This window comes from Neobacillus terrisolis, assembly GCF_051233475.1.
Lineage (GTDB): Bacteria > Bacillota > Bacilli > Bacillales > Cytobacillaceae > Bacillus_BU.
In genome coordinates this window covers 124,048-138,977 of the sequence record NZ_JBKFGH010000016.1, presented here as the reverse complement: position 1 = coordinate 138,977, position 14,930 = coordinate 124,048, and the positions used below count along the sequence as shown (strand labels likewise).

Below are 14,930 nucleotides of genomic sequence, written 5' to 3'. Positions count from 1 at the left end.
TGCCAACATGAAAGGCAAGGTTTTTTGTTGCATTTTTTAGTATAGTAAATCCCTTTAAGGGAGAAAGTATCCTTAAAATAGGGATGAACAAAATGAAAAGATAGAGTGCTATTGATAAAAAAATCGAGTCTCTAACGCTTTTAAAATTTGAGCAACCGTGACATCCGGCTTATTTGGCGATTTTGGCCAGTAAATTCCTGTCGGATGCATTAAATTTGAACGTTCTGCATTGTGAGCTGAATCTCCTTTGATTGGGTCAGGATCTGCCGTGTTTCCATAGCGGTTGTTATTAAAAAGAAAGTGGCCGATTTCATGTGCTAAAATGTATTCCCGTTGTGCTGCCGTATTAGACATAATAATAATCGGGTAGTCAATAAACGATATGGCTAGAACCCTTGTCCCGTCTGCTAGGATAGGACCAATGGAATCCCCGTCCATAAACACAATATACAAATCTGCTTTGAGGGTAAGCTTCTTTGCCTGTTTCACGATGGAATTAGCTATTTGATCGAGGTGTTTTGGGGAAAATGAAATATTTTCAGCATTGGGATGTAATCGTTTTATATCTTGGTTAATTAGGATAATGGAGTTTAATTCAAATTTCACACCAAAAGTCCGCCCATTAATGATTTTTTGCCATAGAATATTTGCCTCTTCGACTTGTTTTTTAACAAGACAGTCCTCGTTTGAAACATCTCTAACTATTGCCCCCGGCAGTACCATCGCACACACATTTATCATTCCTAAAGGGACAATTTTATGTTTTTCTTTCATTTACCTACCCCTTTCATGGTTGTTTACTTTTTTATATGTTTTTAAAACTAAGGGGTGTGGACAAACGTTCCAGTTATATTAAAATAATTAACTTTGATGAAGTTGGATGGTTAAAAAAATACGAATAAAACAAGATATAAGGGATGAAGATTAAATGAAATTTGGGAGTCATGTAAGCATAAAAAACGGGTATATAGGAGCAGCAAAACAGGCGGTGGCAAATCAGGCTTCCGCTTTTCAATATTTCCCCAAAAATCCCCGCAGCCTTTCCATAAAAGCGGTGGATCTAGATGACGCAACAAAATGCAAGGAATTTTGTTTGGAGCATAATCTAGAGTCTGTTGCACACACCCCTTATCCAACCAGCCTAACCCCCTCTGAAGATAAGGAAGAATTAACGATATTATCATTATTAAACGATTTAGAGATTGCCGATGCTTGTGGTTCAATCGGAGTTGTGGTTCATTTTGGTAACAAAATCAGTGAGGATGACCCGCTGGCAAGCTATCACAAAATGTTAGACATCTTAAATAAAGTCTTAAGTCAATGGAACGGCAAGTGTTTGATTCTTCTTGAGAATAATGCCGGTACGAAAGGGGCGCTTGGAACAACCTATGAGGAGTTAATTCAAATACGAAACTTATGTGATGAGCATGAGAAGATTGGTTTTTGTCTAGACACCTGCCACGCTTTTGCGAGTGGTTTGTGGGATGGAGAGGACATAACGGATTTTTTGAATAAAGGCATTGAATTGCAATATTTTGACCATTTAAAAGTCATCCATTTAAATAACTCTAAATATCCAACAGCATCTCGAAAGGATCGACATGCAAATATTTTTTCAAAGGGTCAAATTAAAGCGGAATCATTAATGCAACTGGTTACCTCACCTATTTTAAAGGATGTACCGTTTATTTTAGAAACCCCAGACGATGAAGGGATTACACATAGAATGGAAATCGAATGGCTGAAGCAAAATTCGTAGAATTTTTTCGAAAAATCACAGAAAGGGAAGGAAGTTGTAGAAAAAGAGCGAATGTTCTAATTAAGGTTTAAAAAATGTGATGAATTGCCTTATTACGATAGTACTAGAAAATCAAAACGATTCTCCAATCTGTCTCAGTCTAAGTCTACCTTTAAAAGGGGAGGGATTTTTATGAACAATGAGGAATATGAAACGGTTCTTGCTATCCATCGAGTCCCGTTCTCGCAGCTTCGCGCAGAGTTTGACTCAAACAAGTTTCCTTTTGAAACAACAGATGATCTCGAAAAGCTCCCAAATGAAATGATCGGTCAGCGCCGCGCAGAACAAGCGATGGAATTTGGCCTATCGGTTGAGCAATCGGGTTATAACTTATTTGTTGTGGGTCCTACAGGAACCGGCAGAATGACTTATACACTGGACCGTGTTGGAGCCATTGCCCAAACCAGGGAACTCCCTGATGATTGGTGCTATGTTTATAATTTCGAAAATCCTGACAGACCATTGGTCATTTCTTTACCAGCAGGATACGGTCAACAATTTCAACGTAAAATTGAAACCTTATTAATTGATATTGAACGGCAAATCCGGTCCACTTTTTCAGGAGAAGAGTATGAGAAAAGAAAACAGGATTTAATCGAACAATATCATGATTCTATGGATGACTTGTGGGATAGTGTTGATCAATTTGCGGAAGAACTTAGCTATAAAATTGAACGGTCACCAACAGGGCTCAACAGTTATCCACTCCATAACGGCAAACCTATCGACCGGCAAGAGTATAATCAACTTACCGATTTTGAAAAAGATCAATTAGCTGAGCGAGAGAAGCTTGTTGATGCAAAAATAAGAGAAACCCTCCATCAAATGCGTAAATTTGATGAGCAACTGAGAAAAAACCTAGAACAATTTATGAGGCAGAGTGCCGCTAACGCGATTGAAGGACTTTTTCTCCCGCTTAAGGAACAGTATAAAGAATTCCCAAAAGTACTATCCTATTTAGAAGCCTATTTCCATGATGTCGTGATTCATTTTTCCTTCTTTTTGGCAGATGATGAGGAGCAAAATAAAATCATGATCGCCCTCGTTGGCTCAAAGGAACAACAGCTTCATCGATATACCGTTAATTTATTTGTAAACAATAAACATCTTGTTGGTGCTCCAGTGATTTATGAAACAAACCCAACGTATCATAATTTATTTGGAAAAGTGGAATACAAAGGGGCGCTTGGCAGCTGGGTGACGGATTTCACTTATATTAAGCCAGGAGTATTACACATTGCAAACGGCGGGTATTTAATTTTGCAAGCAACCGAATTGTTGCAGCAGCCCTATGTATGGACACTCTTAAAGCGAGCACTGCAGACAGGGAAAGTCCAAACTGAGAATTTGTATGAAGATAGAGGGATTGTCCCATCTAGCGGTGTGAAGCCAGAGCCTATTCCGTTAAATATTAAAGTAATTATTATTGGGTCCTACTATCTATACGATTTGCTTTCAGCCATAGATGAGGATTTTCATAAACTGTTTAAGGTGAAAGTCGAATTTGATACGATGATGAAAAAAGATAAGGAAAACAGCTTCAAAATGGCACGTTTTGTGAAAAACTATGCTGAAAATGAAGGACTTCTTCCGTTTCATCGTCGTGCTGTAGGAAAAATCATCGATTACAGTTCACGATTAGTGGAGGAACAAGCGAAATTATCAACACGGTTCCAGGATATTACCAAAGTTCTTGTGGAATCCAGCTATTGGGCAAAAAAGAACGACGCGACCTTTGTTGACGACCGACATATCATTCAAGCCATTCGAGAACAAATTCACCGCGCAAATCATGTTTCAGAGCAATACCGGGAAATGATTCAAACAGGAAAAATTATGGTGGATACCGATGGTTATCGGGTTGGACAGATAAATGGATTGGCTGTATTAGGGACGAGGGATTCTATCTTCGGAATTCCAACCAAAATTACAGCGCAAACTTATGTTGGAAAGCGAGGAATAATGAATATTGAACGGGAAGCCGCACTGAGCGGGCAAATTCATGATAAAGGAATGATGATTCTAACCGGATTTCTATCTGGTGTATTTGCCAAAAATCGTCCGATCCCATTATCAGCCAGCATCACGTTTGAACAGACATACTCTCGAATTGATGGAGATAGCGCATCAAGCACTGAATTGTACGTATTGCTTTCTTCACTTGCCAATATTCCTATTAACCAAGGAATCGCGGTAACAGGATCGGTTAATCAGTGGGGAGAAGTTCAACCGATCGGCGGAGTAAATGAGAAAATAGAAGGTTTCTATCACATTTGTAAAGAACGAGGTTTAACCGGCAGACAGGGAGTCATTATTCCGAAGCAAAATGTAAATAATTTAATGCTCGATAATGAAATAGTAAAAGCAACTCAACAAGGGGATTTCCACATCTGGGCCGTCAGTCATATTGCAGAAGGAATAGAGTTATTAACAGGTGTAAGTGCAGGGAATATTCGCGATGAAAAAGGACAGTTCCCCCGTGATACAATCTTTGCAAGGGTGGAAGATCGCTTTAACCAAATGTTTGAAGCGGTAAAGGAAGCAAAGGTAACGAGTGAGTAGCAAATCTTACTAAAAGCGGTTTAAATCTAAGATTGATTCTTTCTTTCTCTAATATTTATTTTAGGAGAGATTGAGTTTGATTGGGTCATCTTATTTTGAGGATCAACCTTATCAGATGTTCCTTTTTCATAAGGTTCTTGTTGACTTAAATATATATTTTCTATTGAAATCTTTTCGATTGTCATATTCTCAATGGTAATGCTTGGCTGTTCAACTGGTCCAGTTGTATTTAACGACTGTTTTAAAACTAAATAATCTTTTTCAAGCGACTCCAGTCTGTCTTGAAGCTTTGAATGGTCCTCTCCCGTTTTTTCTAAAACAAGGGAGAGGATTTTGCTTATTAGCTTATTTAAAATGAAGGATGGAATCATCGTATCACACATTTTCGAATCAGATTGTAGGAGTATTGATGTTTTACGATATGCCGTCTGATGGACTCTGGTTACGATCATTTCAGTAATAGTATGAAAATTTCATTTTATTATATTTTTAACTGTGAAGATTAATGGTAAACTAGTTTTTATACGTCAAAATAAATAAAGAGGGGCAAAATATAAAATGATTAAAGCTATTTTTTTTGATTTAGATGACACGTTGCTATGGGATCAAAAAAGTATTAAGGATGCTTTTGTGGCTACGTGTAAAGTAGCGGAAGAGCGTTATGGGCTTGATTCAATTGCACTTGAAGAAGCTGTTCGAGAAGCAGCACGAGAATTATATTCTTCTTATGAAACATACGCCTTTACACAAATGATCGGAATTAATCCGTTTGAAGGATTATGGGGTAATTTTTTAGATAATCAGCATAACTTTCGAAAAATGGCTGAAATCGTCCCAACATATCGAAAAGATGCTTGGACTTTAGGCTTGAAGAAAATGGGCATAGATGATCCTGAGTTTGGCTATGAGTTAGCAGAACGTTTTCCTGAAGAACGCCGCAAGACTCCGTTTGTTTACGAGGAAACGTTTGAAATCCTAGAGGCATTAAAAGGAAACTTTCAGCTACTTATGCTAACAAACGGCTCACCTGACTTGCAAAATACCAAACTATCTATTACACCAGAGCTAGTGCCTTATTTTGACCAAATCGTTATTTCTGGTGATTTTGGAAGAGGGAAGCCGGACCCTTCCATTTTCGAGCATGCATTATCGCTAATGAATGTGAATAAGGATGAAGTACTTATGGTTGGGGACAACCTTATGACGGACATCCTTGGAGCGAATCGAGTGGGGATTAAATCAGTTTGGATCAATCGTCATGATAAAGAACGCAACGAAGTGATTCCTACCTATGAAATCAAGCACTTAAATGAGCTGTTCAATATATTAAACGAGTTGAAAGTTAAAGAAACTTCTGAACAATAAATAATAGCTGTGTTAAAGAACAATGTTGATTGGAGCGGAAGGTGCGAGACTCCTGCGGGAGAAGGTGTCACGGGAGACCCCACAGGCGCTATGGCGCCGAGGAGGCTCACGGACTCCCCCGCGGAAAGGGAGCACCTGGAGCGGAAATCAACAGCCAAATTTAAAGAGCATAAAAAATAAAAAGTGAGATTTTGTTCCGTTAATTGGAACAATAATCTCACTTTTTTTAATTACGGACCACACTTTTTTTCAACAGTTGCGGTGATGGGATCTCAGCAGGTACATTAAGTAGTTTTGCCATAAAAATGGCAATTATACAGATAAACCCTGCAATTGAAAAAGCTTGTGTCATCGGAATCGCTTTGACAATAAACGGACCTGCAAATGCAGACAGTCCGTAGGCTTGATACATAAAACCATAATTGCTGCCAATATTACTAGTTCCGTAAAAATCTGCGGTAACGGAAGGGTATAAGGCAAGATATCCCCCAAAACAGAAACCGATCAATGAAACAGATACTAGATAAATAGGATAATTCATCGTGAAGAAACTCATATACAACATAATCAACGCTGTCAATCCGTATATGACCATTAGTGTATTGATCCGTCCAAACCTGTCGGACAAATTTCCAAGGATAATTCGGCCTGCGGCATTGAATAATGCAATGACCATGACAGCATTACCAGCCTTTTCGAGATCAAGTTTAAGTAAGTCAACACCGATATCCACTGCAAAACTAATCACCATTAATCCTGAACTGCTCCCAAATAAAAACATAAACCATAACAAATAAAATTGGTGAGTGGAAAGCATTTGCTTTGGAGAAAATTGCAGATTCATTTTTATTAGCATATCGGTTTGGGCTGTCTTTGCTTCTTGGTTCGCCATCGGTGGATTTTTTAATAATTGAGCTCCTGCTACCACTAACAACAAATAAATGAACCCAAGGTATAAAAAGGCTGCTGAAACACCGAAAAGTTCAATAAGCTGACCAATAATGGGCTTGTAAATTAACCCTCCTAATCCGAAACCGGCAACCGCAACACCACTAATAAAGCCGCGTTTTTCGGGGAACCACTTTACACAGGCTGAAAGAGGGCAGACGTACGCCATACCAATCCCCATTCCTCCAATTACCCCATAGAAGAAATAGAGCTGAAACAGTGTCGTCGCTTGACTAGACAACATCAATCCAAGTCCCAATAATAATCCACCAATTGTGGCAACCCATTTGGGACCAATTTTATCCTGGAGTCTTCCAGCAAAAATCGTGGTTAAAGCCATCACGGCAATTGTAATCGAAAAGGTGAGAACGACATCTTCTCTAATCCAGCCATATTTATCGATTAAAGGTTGGTTAAATAAACTCCAACCATAGACAGCTCCTAAATTAATTTGGATCAATATTGCACCTAAAACTACAAACCATCTATTCAATGTAAACATCCTCCTTGCGTTAAAATATATATAGTTTTCCAGAAAAAAAAGAGGCCAACGGTGACGAAAACATTCATCATCGTTGGCCTCTTTTGCACTCACAACCTGTTTTTGCAAAAAGCAACCAGACTATTTAATTATTAATTTTAAATTCAAAGTAGATAAGCGAAAATTTAAAAAAGATTTCTTATACCCTTGTCTTAGATTAGACATTGGCAAAAGCTATCAAAAGGCTATCCACAAACTATACTTTTTTCATTATGACATATTTTTGTGCCGTGTCAACTGTGTAGGGGACAATATCACATGCAAAAACTATAAAAATAGTCGGTTTTGCTTTGAATACCTTAACTGTAAAGCTAAAACGTTGATAACATCATGTTAGGGTACAAATGTACCCTAAAAAAATATAAATAAATTAAACCAAGCAGCTAAGATGATTTTAAAGAATCACAGATTTCGATACAACCCTTTGATAAAAAGTAAGAAAATTCGGTTATTTTTGCGTTTTAAAAAGGATTAAGCGAACATACAATCGAATACTTACAATAGGTTGTTTCAGAGGGGAGTGGAGAAATATGCCTTATGGTTTTATTCAACACATCGAGGCCCGGGGTTATCGTATAGAAACGGTTAAAAGTTATCAAAAAGTCCTCAATCAATTTTTTAGCTTTTTACAAAGTACGTATGCAAATAACAAAGAGCCTTTTCAAATATCACCCTCAGACATAAAAGCGTACCTAGAACTTCAACATCAGAAGAAAAAAAGCATTTCCACAATAAATAAAGAACTGGCTATTTTAAAGACATTTTTTAATTATCTATGGGAGATCGAGAAAGTACCGATTGACCCGGCTGTTAAATTAAAACGCTATAAGGTGAAGGACAACCAGAACATTGACACACCCTATGATCAAATTCTAGACATACTTGATAAAACGCTTAAAAATACGCACTATTCATCACTTAGAAAAGCCATTTTCGTTTTAGCAGCAAAAGGCCTAAAAACGGCAGATTTCCGATTCACAAAGGAGGATGTGGTGGTTTCAAAGTCGGCAGGGACGGTAGAAATCCATTTAAGGAATAGAGTCATAATGTTGGAAGGGCGTGAGGCTGCATGTTTTCGAGAATACTATGATGAAAGCCCAATAAATGGAAACGACTACGTTTTTATTACAAAATCCCACCGAGTTGAACTGCCCAGCCCGATCCAAGTAATGACTATTCTTCATCATCTGCGGGCCATTTCAAAAGACTTTTTACCCGGAGCGAACCATCCTCTTACCTTGATTAGCATTCGCAGAGCGTTAGCTTATTATTTATACACAAAAAGGTATTCGATTCAAATGATAGCCAAAGAATTAGGAATAGAAGAAAATTCCGCATCAAACTATCTTAAGGACCTCTCAGAGGGGATGATGCTGAAAAAATCATTGTAGAAAGGAAGAAAACGAAAGTATGAGAGTCATATCATTATGCCCAAGCAATACAGAAATCATCGAATATTTAGGATTGGCTCACCTTTTAGTTGGGGTTGATGATTATTCTGATTGGCCCGCTGCAATTGCAAAATTGCCTAGATTAGGACCGGATTTATCTATTAATATCGATATGGTTGAACAATTGCAACCTGATATCGTGCTTGCTTCATTAAGTGTTCCCGGGATGGAAAAGAACGTCGAAGCATTAATAGAACGCGGCATTCCGCATATTGTGTTAAACCCTCAAACGCTATCCGATATTGAAGAGGATTTGCTTTTAACAGCAGAAGCTTTAAATGAGACAAAGCGTGGATTAGATGCTGCCTGTCAATTCCGGATGCGGCTTGAGGAGATAAAAAAGAAAAGTGCACAGATTCAAAACAAACCTACACTTTATTGGGAATGGTGGCCGAAACCTGTTTTTACCCCAGGTAAATTAAACTGGCTCACCGAAATATCGGAAGCTGCCGGTGCGCTAAATGTGTTCTCATCTGTTGAGTTAGCCAGTGTCCAAACCAATTGGGAGGATGTTGTCACTCGGAAGCCTGATTTCATTTGCTTAGCTTGGGTTGGTGTTCGGAAAGAAAAAATTCAAAAAAACTTAGTGATGAAACGTCCGGGATTCGAGCTGCTGGGGGACCCATCTGGAGAACGGATTTTTATTTTGGAGGAAGAACTATATTGCCGCCCATCACCAAGGCTTCTGGATGGACTTGAAAAGCTTTATAAACTAATACATGAATAATCACTAATGTTCTTAGCTAACATACGATTTCCCGTCTGAAACCCAATTAATTATAATTAATTCACATTAGGTTGATCGATCAAAGAGTGTTATAATTATTATTTGTTGGATTTTAATAGGGCAGGATCAATGCTTGCCGTAGGAGATGGGTTTAATTGATAAGCAAGTTTCAACATAAATGGGTGGTTATTGGCATCGCAATTTTTTGTTCATTATTGTGGGGTAGTGCCTTTCCCGTTTTAAAAATCAGCTATGTTGAATTACAAATGGCTAAAAATGATACCGCAGCACAAATTGTATTTGCAGGAATGCGTTTTTTATTAGCTGGTTTGATGATTTTAATCTATTTAATGATTACGAATCGCAAACAAATTTTGGTTAAGCGATCTCAATTATTCGTATTGATTATTTTTGGAATTTTCCAGACCGCTGTTCAGTATTTTTTCTTTTACAATGGGTTGGCGAAAGTCTCAGGAATGCAGGGAGCAATATTGACATCAAGTGGAACGTTTCTTGCAGTCATCTTAGCTCATTTTTTCTATAAAAACGATAAATTGAACTGGCAGAAAACGGTTGGTATCCTGGCGGGGATCGCAGGGATTATTGTAGCAAATTGGGGTCAGCAATTTCAGTTCCAGTTTCACTGGACTGGAGAAGGATTTATGATTTTTTCTGCCTTAACAAGTGCAATTACTACGATTATGGCCAAGGAGTTAGCTGCAGATATCCATCCGATTACTTTGACAGGCTGGCAGTTAACAATTGGCTCGGGGCTGCTGCTGTTCATTGGCTTACCTCAGCTTAGTGAGAATTCACTTACCTTCACGCCTTTTGGTTTGGGGTTACTTATTTATGCAGCTGCGCTTTCAGCAGTGGCATTTGCGTTATGGTTTTCGATATTGAAATATAATAAAGCTGGAGAAATGAGCATTTATAATTTCTTAACTCCGGTATTTGGTGCGTTTTTATCCGCCATGTTTATTCCGGGAGAAGGGATGAATCTTTATATTTTTGCAGCGATCGCTTTGGTTGCAGTTGGAATAGTTGCGATTAATTATCGAAAGCTGGATAAGCGCGCTGCAGGAAAAACGGTGGGAAGAAAAATTAGTTAGTTGGATTAATATGAGTAGAAAAAGGCCGGAATACCATGTTGGCATGGATTCCGGCCTTTTATTGTTTATCATCTCTTAAAATTTGATAAACAGAACATTTGTTCTCATAATAGAGAAGAGGGATAAAAAGTGTTCTTACAGCAAATTTTGGGGGGAGTTTGTGTATGAAAAGAACGATGGAAATAGCGGAAATTATTCATTTGTATCAAGATGGAGCATCGACCGCAGAAATTGCGAAGCTAGCTAATATTTCAGCAAGATATGTAAGATTAATTTTAAAAGAGCAAAATGTTGAGAAAAGGCCGTTTGGACATTGGAAGCGTCAATATTCGTTAAATGAGGATTATTTTAAGACTTGGTCAAACACAATGGCTTATATATTAGGATTTTTTGTTGCAGATGGATTTGTTGGCAATAACGCACAACAGATTGGATTTGCGCAAAAAGAACGTTATATACTGGAACAAATTAGAGACGAATTGGGATCCAATCAACCTATTTATTTAAATAAGAAAACAGGTGTGTTTATGCTCCACATAAACAGTAAGGTAATGAGACAGGATTTAATTACGATTCATAATATTAAACCGCATAAATCTCTTGATGTTGAATTTCCGTATGTTCCAGAGGACTATTTGCACCATTTTATTAGAGGGTATTTTGATGGGGATGGAAATGTGGAATATCGAAACTATACTGTCAGTTTTGTTGGTGGATCACTTAATTTTATGGTTGCATTTAAGGAAATTCTTAAGAAAAAAGGCTTTAAACCATATTTAAGATCAAATAATGCTCATTATCGAGTAATTATTGCCGGTAGAAGAACAATTAAACTGTTTTCTATTAAGTTAGGGGGAGATAACCAATTTCATTTTTATCTTTCCTTTGTTTACATAATATCTATTCTCGGCAATTGAATATAAACAAAAGGAACAGGTCTCAATATCGAAGTATACTTAAAATATTGAGACCGAATCGATAATTTTAATAAAAATCGGCTATTTAATTAAGTTCGCGTGTGTAGTACGAAAATGAAATCAAAATGAAATCTAAATTTATTCTTTCTAAGGATCCTATCAATCATTTGAGACAACAATCTGTATATCTGTCCGTAAACTTTTTTAGATTTCTTAGAATGTCATATTCCGTAAACACTATCATATTTTCTACTCTTGTTTACATAACATTATTATGTAATTCTTTATCCTTTCAAACTTTATTCCTTGAATTGTCTCATTTAATTCTTTTTACGACGCTATTTTGCAATTCCCAATTTCCATTTATCCATTTCCAAGTTGAATCGACGAATGCTATTTTTTCACCATCAAATCCTTCATCAATTACCTGTCTCCCCTTTAATCCGAATGTCAGGTCCCTTAATCGGACCAATTTAAACGTTTCAAAGGGTTGTACCATTAATTCAGTAGGTTCATTTAAGTAGCCTTTCTGATAAATCCCTTTTTTATCAAAGTATTTTTTCTTATTTCGAAGATCTAATGTATACGCTTTTCCGGATTGATTAATCTGAACCATTGCTTTGTAATTATTCTCAAGCTGAGCCACCATAACTAACTCTTCTGGCAAACTTATTTTACTAAGTTTTTCATTCTGAAAGGAATATAATTGATGATTTGTTTGCGAATGGTCTTTGCTCTGAGGTTTTGAAATAAAAATATCTTTTCTTCCATCCTGAGTGAAATCCTGTAAAACGATGGATGGAATTTGATTACCTTTAACGCCAATGATATCGATTATTTTCTTTCCGTTCATTATCTGGATCTCAATTTTATTCTCTTTTGAAAATTTCACTACTTGAATTTTCTCATTTTGAGAATCACCTATAACATCTTTATGATAAGTAGCTAAAATAGATATTTTATCATCATCGGCATTAACTATATAACTCTGGTTTATTGAATAAATTAAAGTGATGGTTAGAATTAAAAATATGATTCCTTTTTTCATCAGGATTCACCTCACCCTTCTAGAAGTAATTTACCCAATATTAGCAAAAAGATGCAAAAACAGTTAAAAAAACAAAAATACTCGCCGTAAAAAGACGGGTATTTTTTTGATAATTTATTATGGATGTTAAAGACCTTGTTAAAACTAAAAGACTTGTTTCTTTCCCTCATTTATTTTTTTAACCGATAAGGTACGGTCGTGACAATTACGTTTCTTCGATAGAGCAAGAAAGAAGAAATTAATAAGCTCGATTGATTATGAAGGATATTTTCCCAGCTATTCTTAGGGATGAATTGTGGGATAAATACCGTAACTTTATAATTTGACTCACTTGCTTTATGTTCGACAGTATCAACAAATTTAGTCAACGGATTGATGATACTTCTGTAGTGAGAGTGCAGTGTTACGAGTCTAATATCTGGTTGCCATTCCTTCCATTTTTCTTCAAATTTCTTCTCATCCTCTCTTTCAAAAGCAACATAAACTGCAATTATTTGGTCAGGATGAAGAGACTTAGCATAGTTAAGGGTATTCTCAACCACATTTGTAATTCCTGCAACTGGAACAATAATTACATTCCCTTCAATTGGCACTACAGGAGTTCTATTTGCGATTCTTAGCTGTTCCCCAACGGCTTCATAGTGTTTTCTAATTCGGTGAAAAATTAAAATAATGATAGGAAGAAAAACTAAAATGGACCAAACTTGTTGAAATTTTGTAATAAAAAACATTAATGTAACAATAAGACTAATAAAAGCCCCTGTTGTATTAATGATAAATCTTGGAATCCATCCTTCTGGTTTTTCTCTAATCCACTTAACCATCATCCCTGTTTGTGACAATGTAAATGGAACAAATACCCCTACTGCGTAAAGTGGTATAAGGTGTTCTGTTTCTGCATTAAATGCAAGGATTAAAATAATAGAGGCCATCCCTAGAATAATAATTCCGTTTGAATAACCTAAGCGGTCTCCTCTAATGAGGAACATCCGCGGAATAAACTTGTCTTTAGCCAGATTAACCGCTAATAATGGAAATGCGGAATACCCAGTGTTCGCAGCTAGTATTAATATTAAAGCTGTTGTCCCTTGAATAAAAAAGTACATGAAATTCCGGCCGAAAATTTCCTCAGCTATTTGTGAAACAACCGTTACCTCTGCCTTTGGTGCAATCCCATAATAATAAGCTAAAATTACGATGCCTGATAACAATATAGCAAGCAAGATTCCCATCATTGTTAATGTTTTAGCCGCATTTTTTGGTGCAGGATCCTTGAAGTTTGGAATGGCATTTGAAATGGCCTCAACTCCGGTCAATGCTGAACTTCCTGATGCGAATGCCTTTAACAGAATAAATAAACTAATTCCTACAACAGGTGTCCCTACAGGAGTATGTAATTGTGGCGAAACTCCACCTGTTACAATATTGTAAATACCTACACCAATTAATATGAACAAAGCTAATACGAATAAGTATACGGGATAGGCTAATACGGAAGCTGATTCCGTGACACCTCTTAAATTCAAAAGGGTAATAAAAATGACAAATACTACTGCGATTTCCACAGTAAAATTATGTAAAGTCGGAAAAGCTGATGTTATTGCATCTGTACCTGCAGACACACTTACGGCAACTGTAAGGATATAGTCTACTAATAGCGAACCACCAGCTATTAATCCTGGGTTTACACCTAGGTTACTCTTAGATACGACATAGGCCCCTCCACCACCAGGATAAGCAAAGATTATTTGCCGATAAGACAAAATAAGCGCTGTTAAAAGGATTAATACTCCAATAGCAATCGGAATGGAATACCAGAATGCCGAAACTCCAATAGTAACTAAAACAATCAGTATTTGTTCAGGGCCGTAGGCCACCGATGACAGTGCATCAGAGGAAAGTATGGCTAACGCCTTCGTTTTGTTTATTTTTTGTTCCCCTAATTCATAGGATTTTAATGGATGCCCAATCAAAATCCTTTTTATGGCAGAAAACATTTTATTCACCGTCCATTTATTGTTTCTACTTCATATGATGCCCTTTTACCCAAAGAACTCTCATAAGAGATTATTTTTTTCTAAATAAAAAAGTGTCCACAAGTCATCGCAAATAGACTTGTAGACACATCATTTTTCATGCAACAGAAGTTCCGCCTTCCCTCGTAAATGTATTTTATTTATAGAGGCAGAATAAAACTCATATAAAAGGGAATGTTGAGTAAGGAAAAAAACTCTCTAAGAAATCAATTTGTCAAAGGAGAAAAAAATGTACAAGGAAAATAAACCTTTATTATCAGATGAATTTTTAGATAACTTAGCAAATGAAATTAACCAACAAAACGGTGAATCCGAAAATGATCAAAGTATACAAAAAGATTAAACACCATTTGAATCTCTAATTTTGAAGAAATAAAAAGGACGTATGTATGAACAGACGTCCTTTTTTTGCAAATAAGAAAAAA

The 14,930-nt window shown here is 36.7% G+C and carries 13 protein-coding genes; 8 read left to right on the top strand and 5 right to left on the bottom strand.

The genetic code is table 11. The annotated features are described in order from the left end of the window. Positions 1-108: 108 nt before the first annotated feature. Entirely contained in the window at positions 109-774 is a 666-nt protein-coding gene (locus ACI48O_RS11575; protein ID WP_435561962.1) for a hypothetical protein, read from the bottom strand. A 154-nt stretch (positions 775-928) separates the two neighbouring features. On the opposite strand from ACI48O_RS11575, the gene ACI48O_RS11570 reads away from it, so the two are divergent. Together ACI48O_RS11570 and ACI48O_RS11565 are read left to right on the top strand one after the other, a co-directional pair. Continuing rightward, a complete protein-coding gene (locus tag ACI48O_RS11570; RefSeq protein WP_435561961.1) occupies positions 929-1,759 on the top strand; it encodes a deoxyribonuclease IV in 831 nt (276 codons plus the stop codon). A 171-nt stretch (positions 1,760-1,930) separates the two neighbouring features. Then, positions 1,931-4,360: a Lon protease family protein gene (locus tag ACI48O_RS11565; RefSeq protein WP_435561960.1), complete on the top strand. Its 2,430-nt coding sequence runs from the start codon at positions 1,931-1,933 to the stop codon at positions 4,358-4,360. A 26-nt stretch (positions 4,361-4,386) separates the two neighbouring features. Here ACI48O_RS11565 and ACI48O_RS11560 read toward each other — a convergent pair whose 3' ends face one another. Then, positions 4,387-4,731 carry a hypothetical protein gene (locus ACI48O_RS11560; RefSeq protein ID WP_435561959.1) on the bottom strand — a complete coding sequence of 115 codons (345 nt, stop codon included), beginning with the start codon at positions 4,729-4,731 and terminating at the stop codon, positions 4,387-4,389. A gap of 187 nt (positions 4,732-4,918) precedes the next feature. On the opposite strand from ACI48O_RS11560, the gene ACI48O_RS11555 reads away from it, so the two are divergent. Continuing rightward, complete coding sequence (locus ACI48O_RS11555) at positions 4,919-5,725, top strand: HAD family hydrolase (protein ID WP_435561958.1); 807 nt, start codon at positions 4,919-4,921, stop codon at positions 5,723-5,725. A gap of 226 nt (positions 5,726-5,951) precedes the next feature. Here the strand turns inward: ACI48O_RS11555 and ACI48O_RS11550 are convergent, their stop codons facing one another. Continuing rightward, positions 5,952-7,166 carry an L-lactate MFS transporter gene (locus ACI48O_RS11550; RefSeq protein WP_435561957.1) on the bottom strand — a complete coding sequence of 405 codons (1,215 nt, stop codon included), beginning with the start codon at positions 7,164-7,166 and terminating at the stop codon, positions 5,952-5,954. A 578-nt stretch (positions 7,167-7,744) separates the two neighbouring features. Here ACI48O_RS11550 and ACI48O_RS11545 point away from each other — a divergent pair. From ACI48O_RS11545 to ACI48O_RS11530, 4 genes are all read left to right on the top strand, one after another. Then, on the top strand, positions 7,745-8,605 hold the full coding sequence (locus tag ACI48O_RS11545; protein ID WP_435561956.1) for a tyrosine-type recombinase/integrase: 861 nt from the start codon (positions 7,745-7,747) through the stop codon (positions 8,603-8,605). 19 nt (positions 8,606-8,624) lie between these two features. Then, positions 8,625-9,392: a cobalamin-binding protein gene (locus ACI48O_RS11540; RefSeq protein WP_435561955.1), complete on the top strand. Its 768-nt coding sequence runs from the start codon at positions 8,625-8,627 to the stop codon at positions 9,390-9,392. Between the two features lie 155 nt (positions 9,393-9,547). Continuing rightward, positions 9,548-10,504, top strand: coding sequence for a DMT family transporter (locus tag ACI48O_RS11535; protein ID WP_435561954.1), 957 nt, complete (start codon positions 9,548-9,550; stop codon positions 10,502-10,504). A 164-nt stretch (positions 10,505-10,668) separates the two neighbouring features. Then, entirely contained in the window at positions 10,669-11,421 is a 753-nt protein-coding gene (locus tag ACI48O_RS11530) for a helix-turn-helix domain-containing protein (protein WP_435561953.1), read from the top strand. Between the two features lie 316 nt (positions 11,422-11,737). Here the strand turns inward: ACI48O_RS11530 and ACI48O_RS11525 are convergent, their stop codons facing one another. Continuing rightward, positions 11,738-12,469, bottom strand: a complete 732-nt coding sequence (locus ACI48O_RS11525) for a hypothetical protein (RefSeq protein ID WP_435561952.1) — start codon at positions 12,467-12,469, stop codon at positions 11,738-11,740. Between the two features lie 170 nt (positions 12,470-12,639). Continuing rightward, positions 12,640-14,466: an APC family permease gene (locus tag ACI48O_RS11520; RefSeq protein WP_435561951.1), complete on the bottom strand. Its 1,827-nt coding sequence runs from the start codon at positions 14,464-14,466 to the stop codon at positions 12,640-12,642. Positions 14,467-14,734: 268 nt separating this feature from the next. On the opposite strand from ACI48O_RS11520, the gene ACI48O_RS11515 reads away from it, so the two are divergent. Then, a complete protein-coding gene (locus ACI48O_RS11515) occupies positions 14,735-14,848 on the top strand; it encodes a bacitracin ABC transporter ATP-binding protein (RefSeq protein ID WP_435561950.1) in 114 nt (37 codons plus the stop codon). Positions 14,849-14,930 lie beyond the last annotated feature (82 nt).

What these genes read in the sequence shown, in the direction of transcription:
- ACI48O_RS11540 (WP_435561955.1), top strand. Translation starts at nt 8,625, where the DNA reads ATGAGAGTCATATCATTATGCCCAAGCAATACAGAAATCATCGAATAT.
- ACI48O_RS11560 (WP_435561959.1), bottom strand. Translation starts at nt 4,731, where the DNA reads ATGATTCCATCCTTCATTTTAAATAAGCTAATAAGCAAAATCCTCTCC.
- ACI48O_RS11515 (WP_435561950.1), top strand. Translation starts at nt 14,735, where the DNA reads ATGTACAAGGAAAATAAACCTTTATTATCAGATGAATTTTTAGATAAC.
- ACI48O_RS11565 (WP_435561960.1), top strand. Translation starts at nt 1,931, where the DNA reads ATGAACAATGAGGAATATGAAACGGTTCTTGCTATCCATCGAGTCCCG.
- ACI48O_RS11575 (WP_435561962.1), bottom strand. Translation starts at nt 774, where the DNA reads ATGAAAGAAAAACATAAAATTGTCCCTTTAGGAATGATAAATGTGTGT.
- ACI48O_RS11525 (WP_435561952.1), bottom strand. Translation starts at nt 12,469, where the DNA reads ATGAAAAAAGGAATCATATTTTTAATTCTAACCATCACTTTAATTTAT.
- ACI48O_RS11520 (WP_435561951.1), bottom strand. Translation starts at nt 14,466, where the DNA reads ATGTTTTCTGCCATAAAAAGGATTTTGATTGGGCATCCATTAAAATCC.
- ACI48O_RS11570 (WP_435561961.1), top strand. Translation starts at nt 929, where the DNA reads ATGAAATTTGGGAGTCATGTAAGCATAAAAAACGGGTATATAGGAGCA.
- ACI48O_RS11555 (WP_435561958.1), top strand. Translation starts at nt 4,919, where the DNA reads ATGATTAAAGCTATTTTTTTTGATTTAGATGACACGTTGCTATGGGAT.
- ACI48O_RS11530 (WP_435561953.1), top strand. Translation starts at nt 10,669, where the DNA reads ATGAAAAGAACGATGGAAATAGCGGAAATTATTCATTTGTATCAAGAT.
- ACI48O_RS11545 (WP_435561956.1), top strand. Translation starts at nt 7,745, where the DNA reads ATGCCTTATGGTTTTATTCAACACATCGAGGCCCGGGGTTATCGTATA.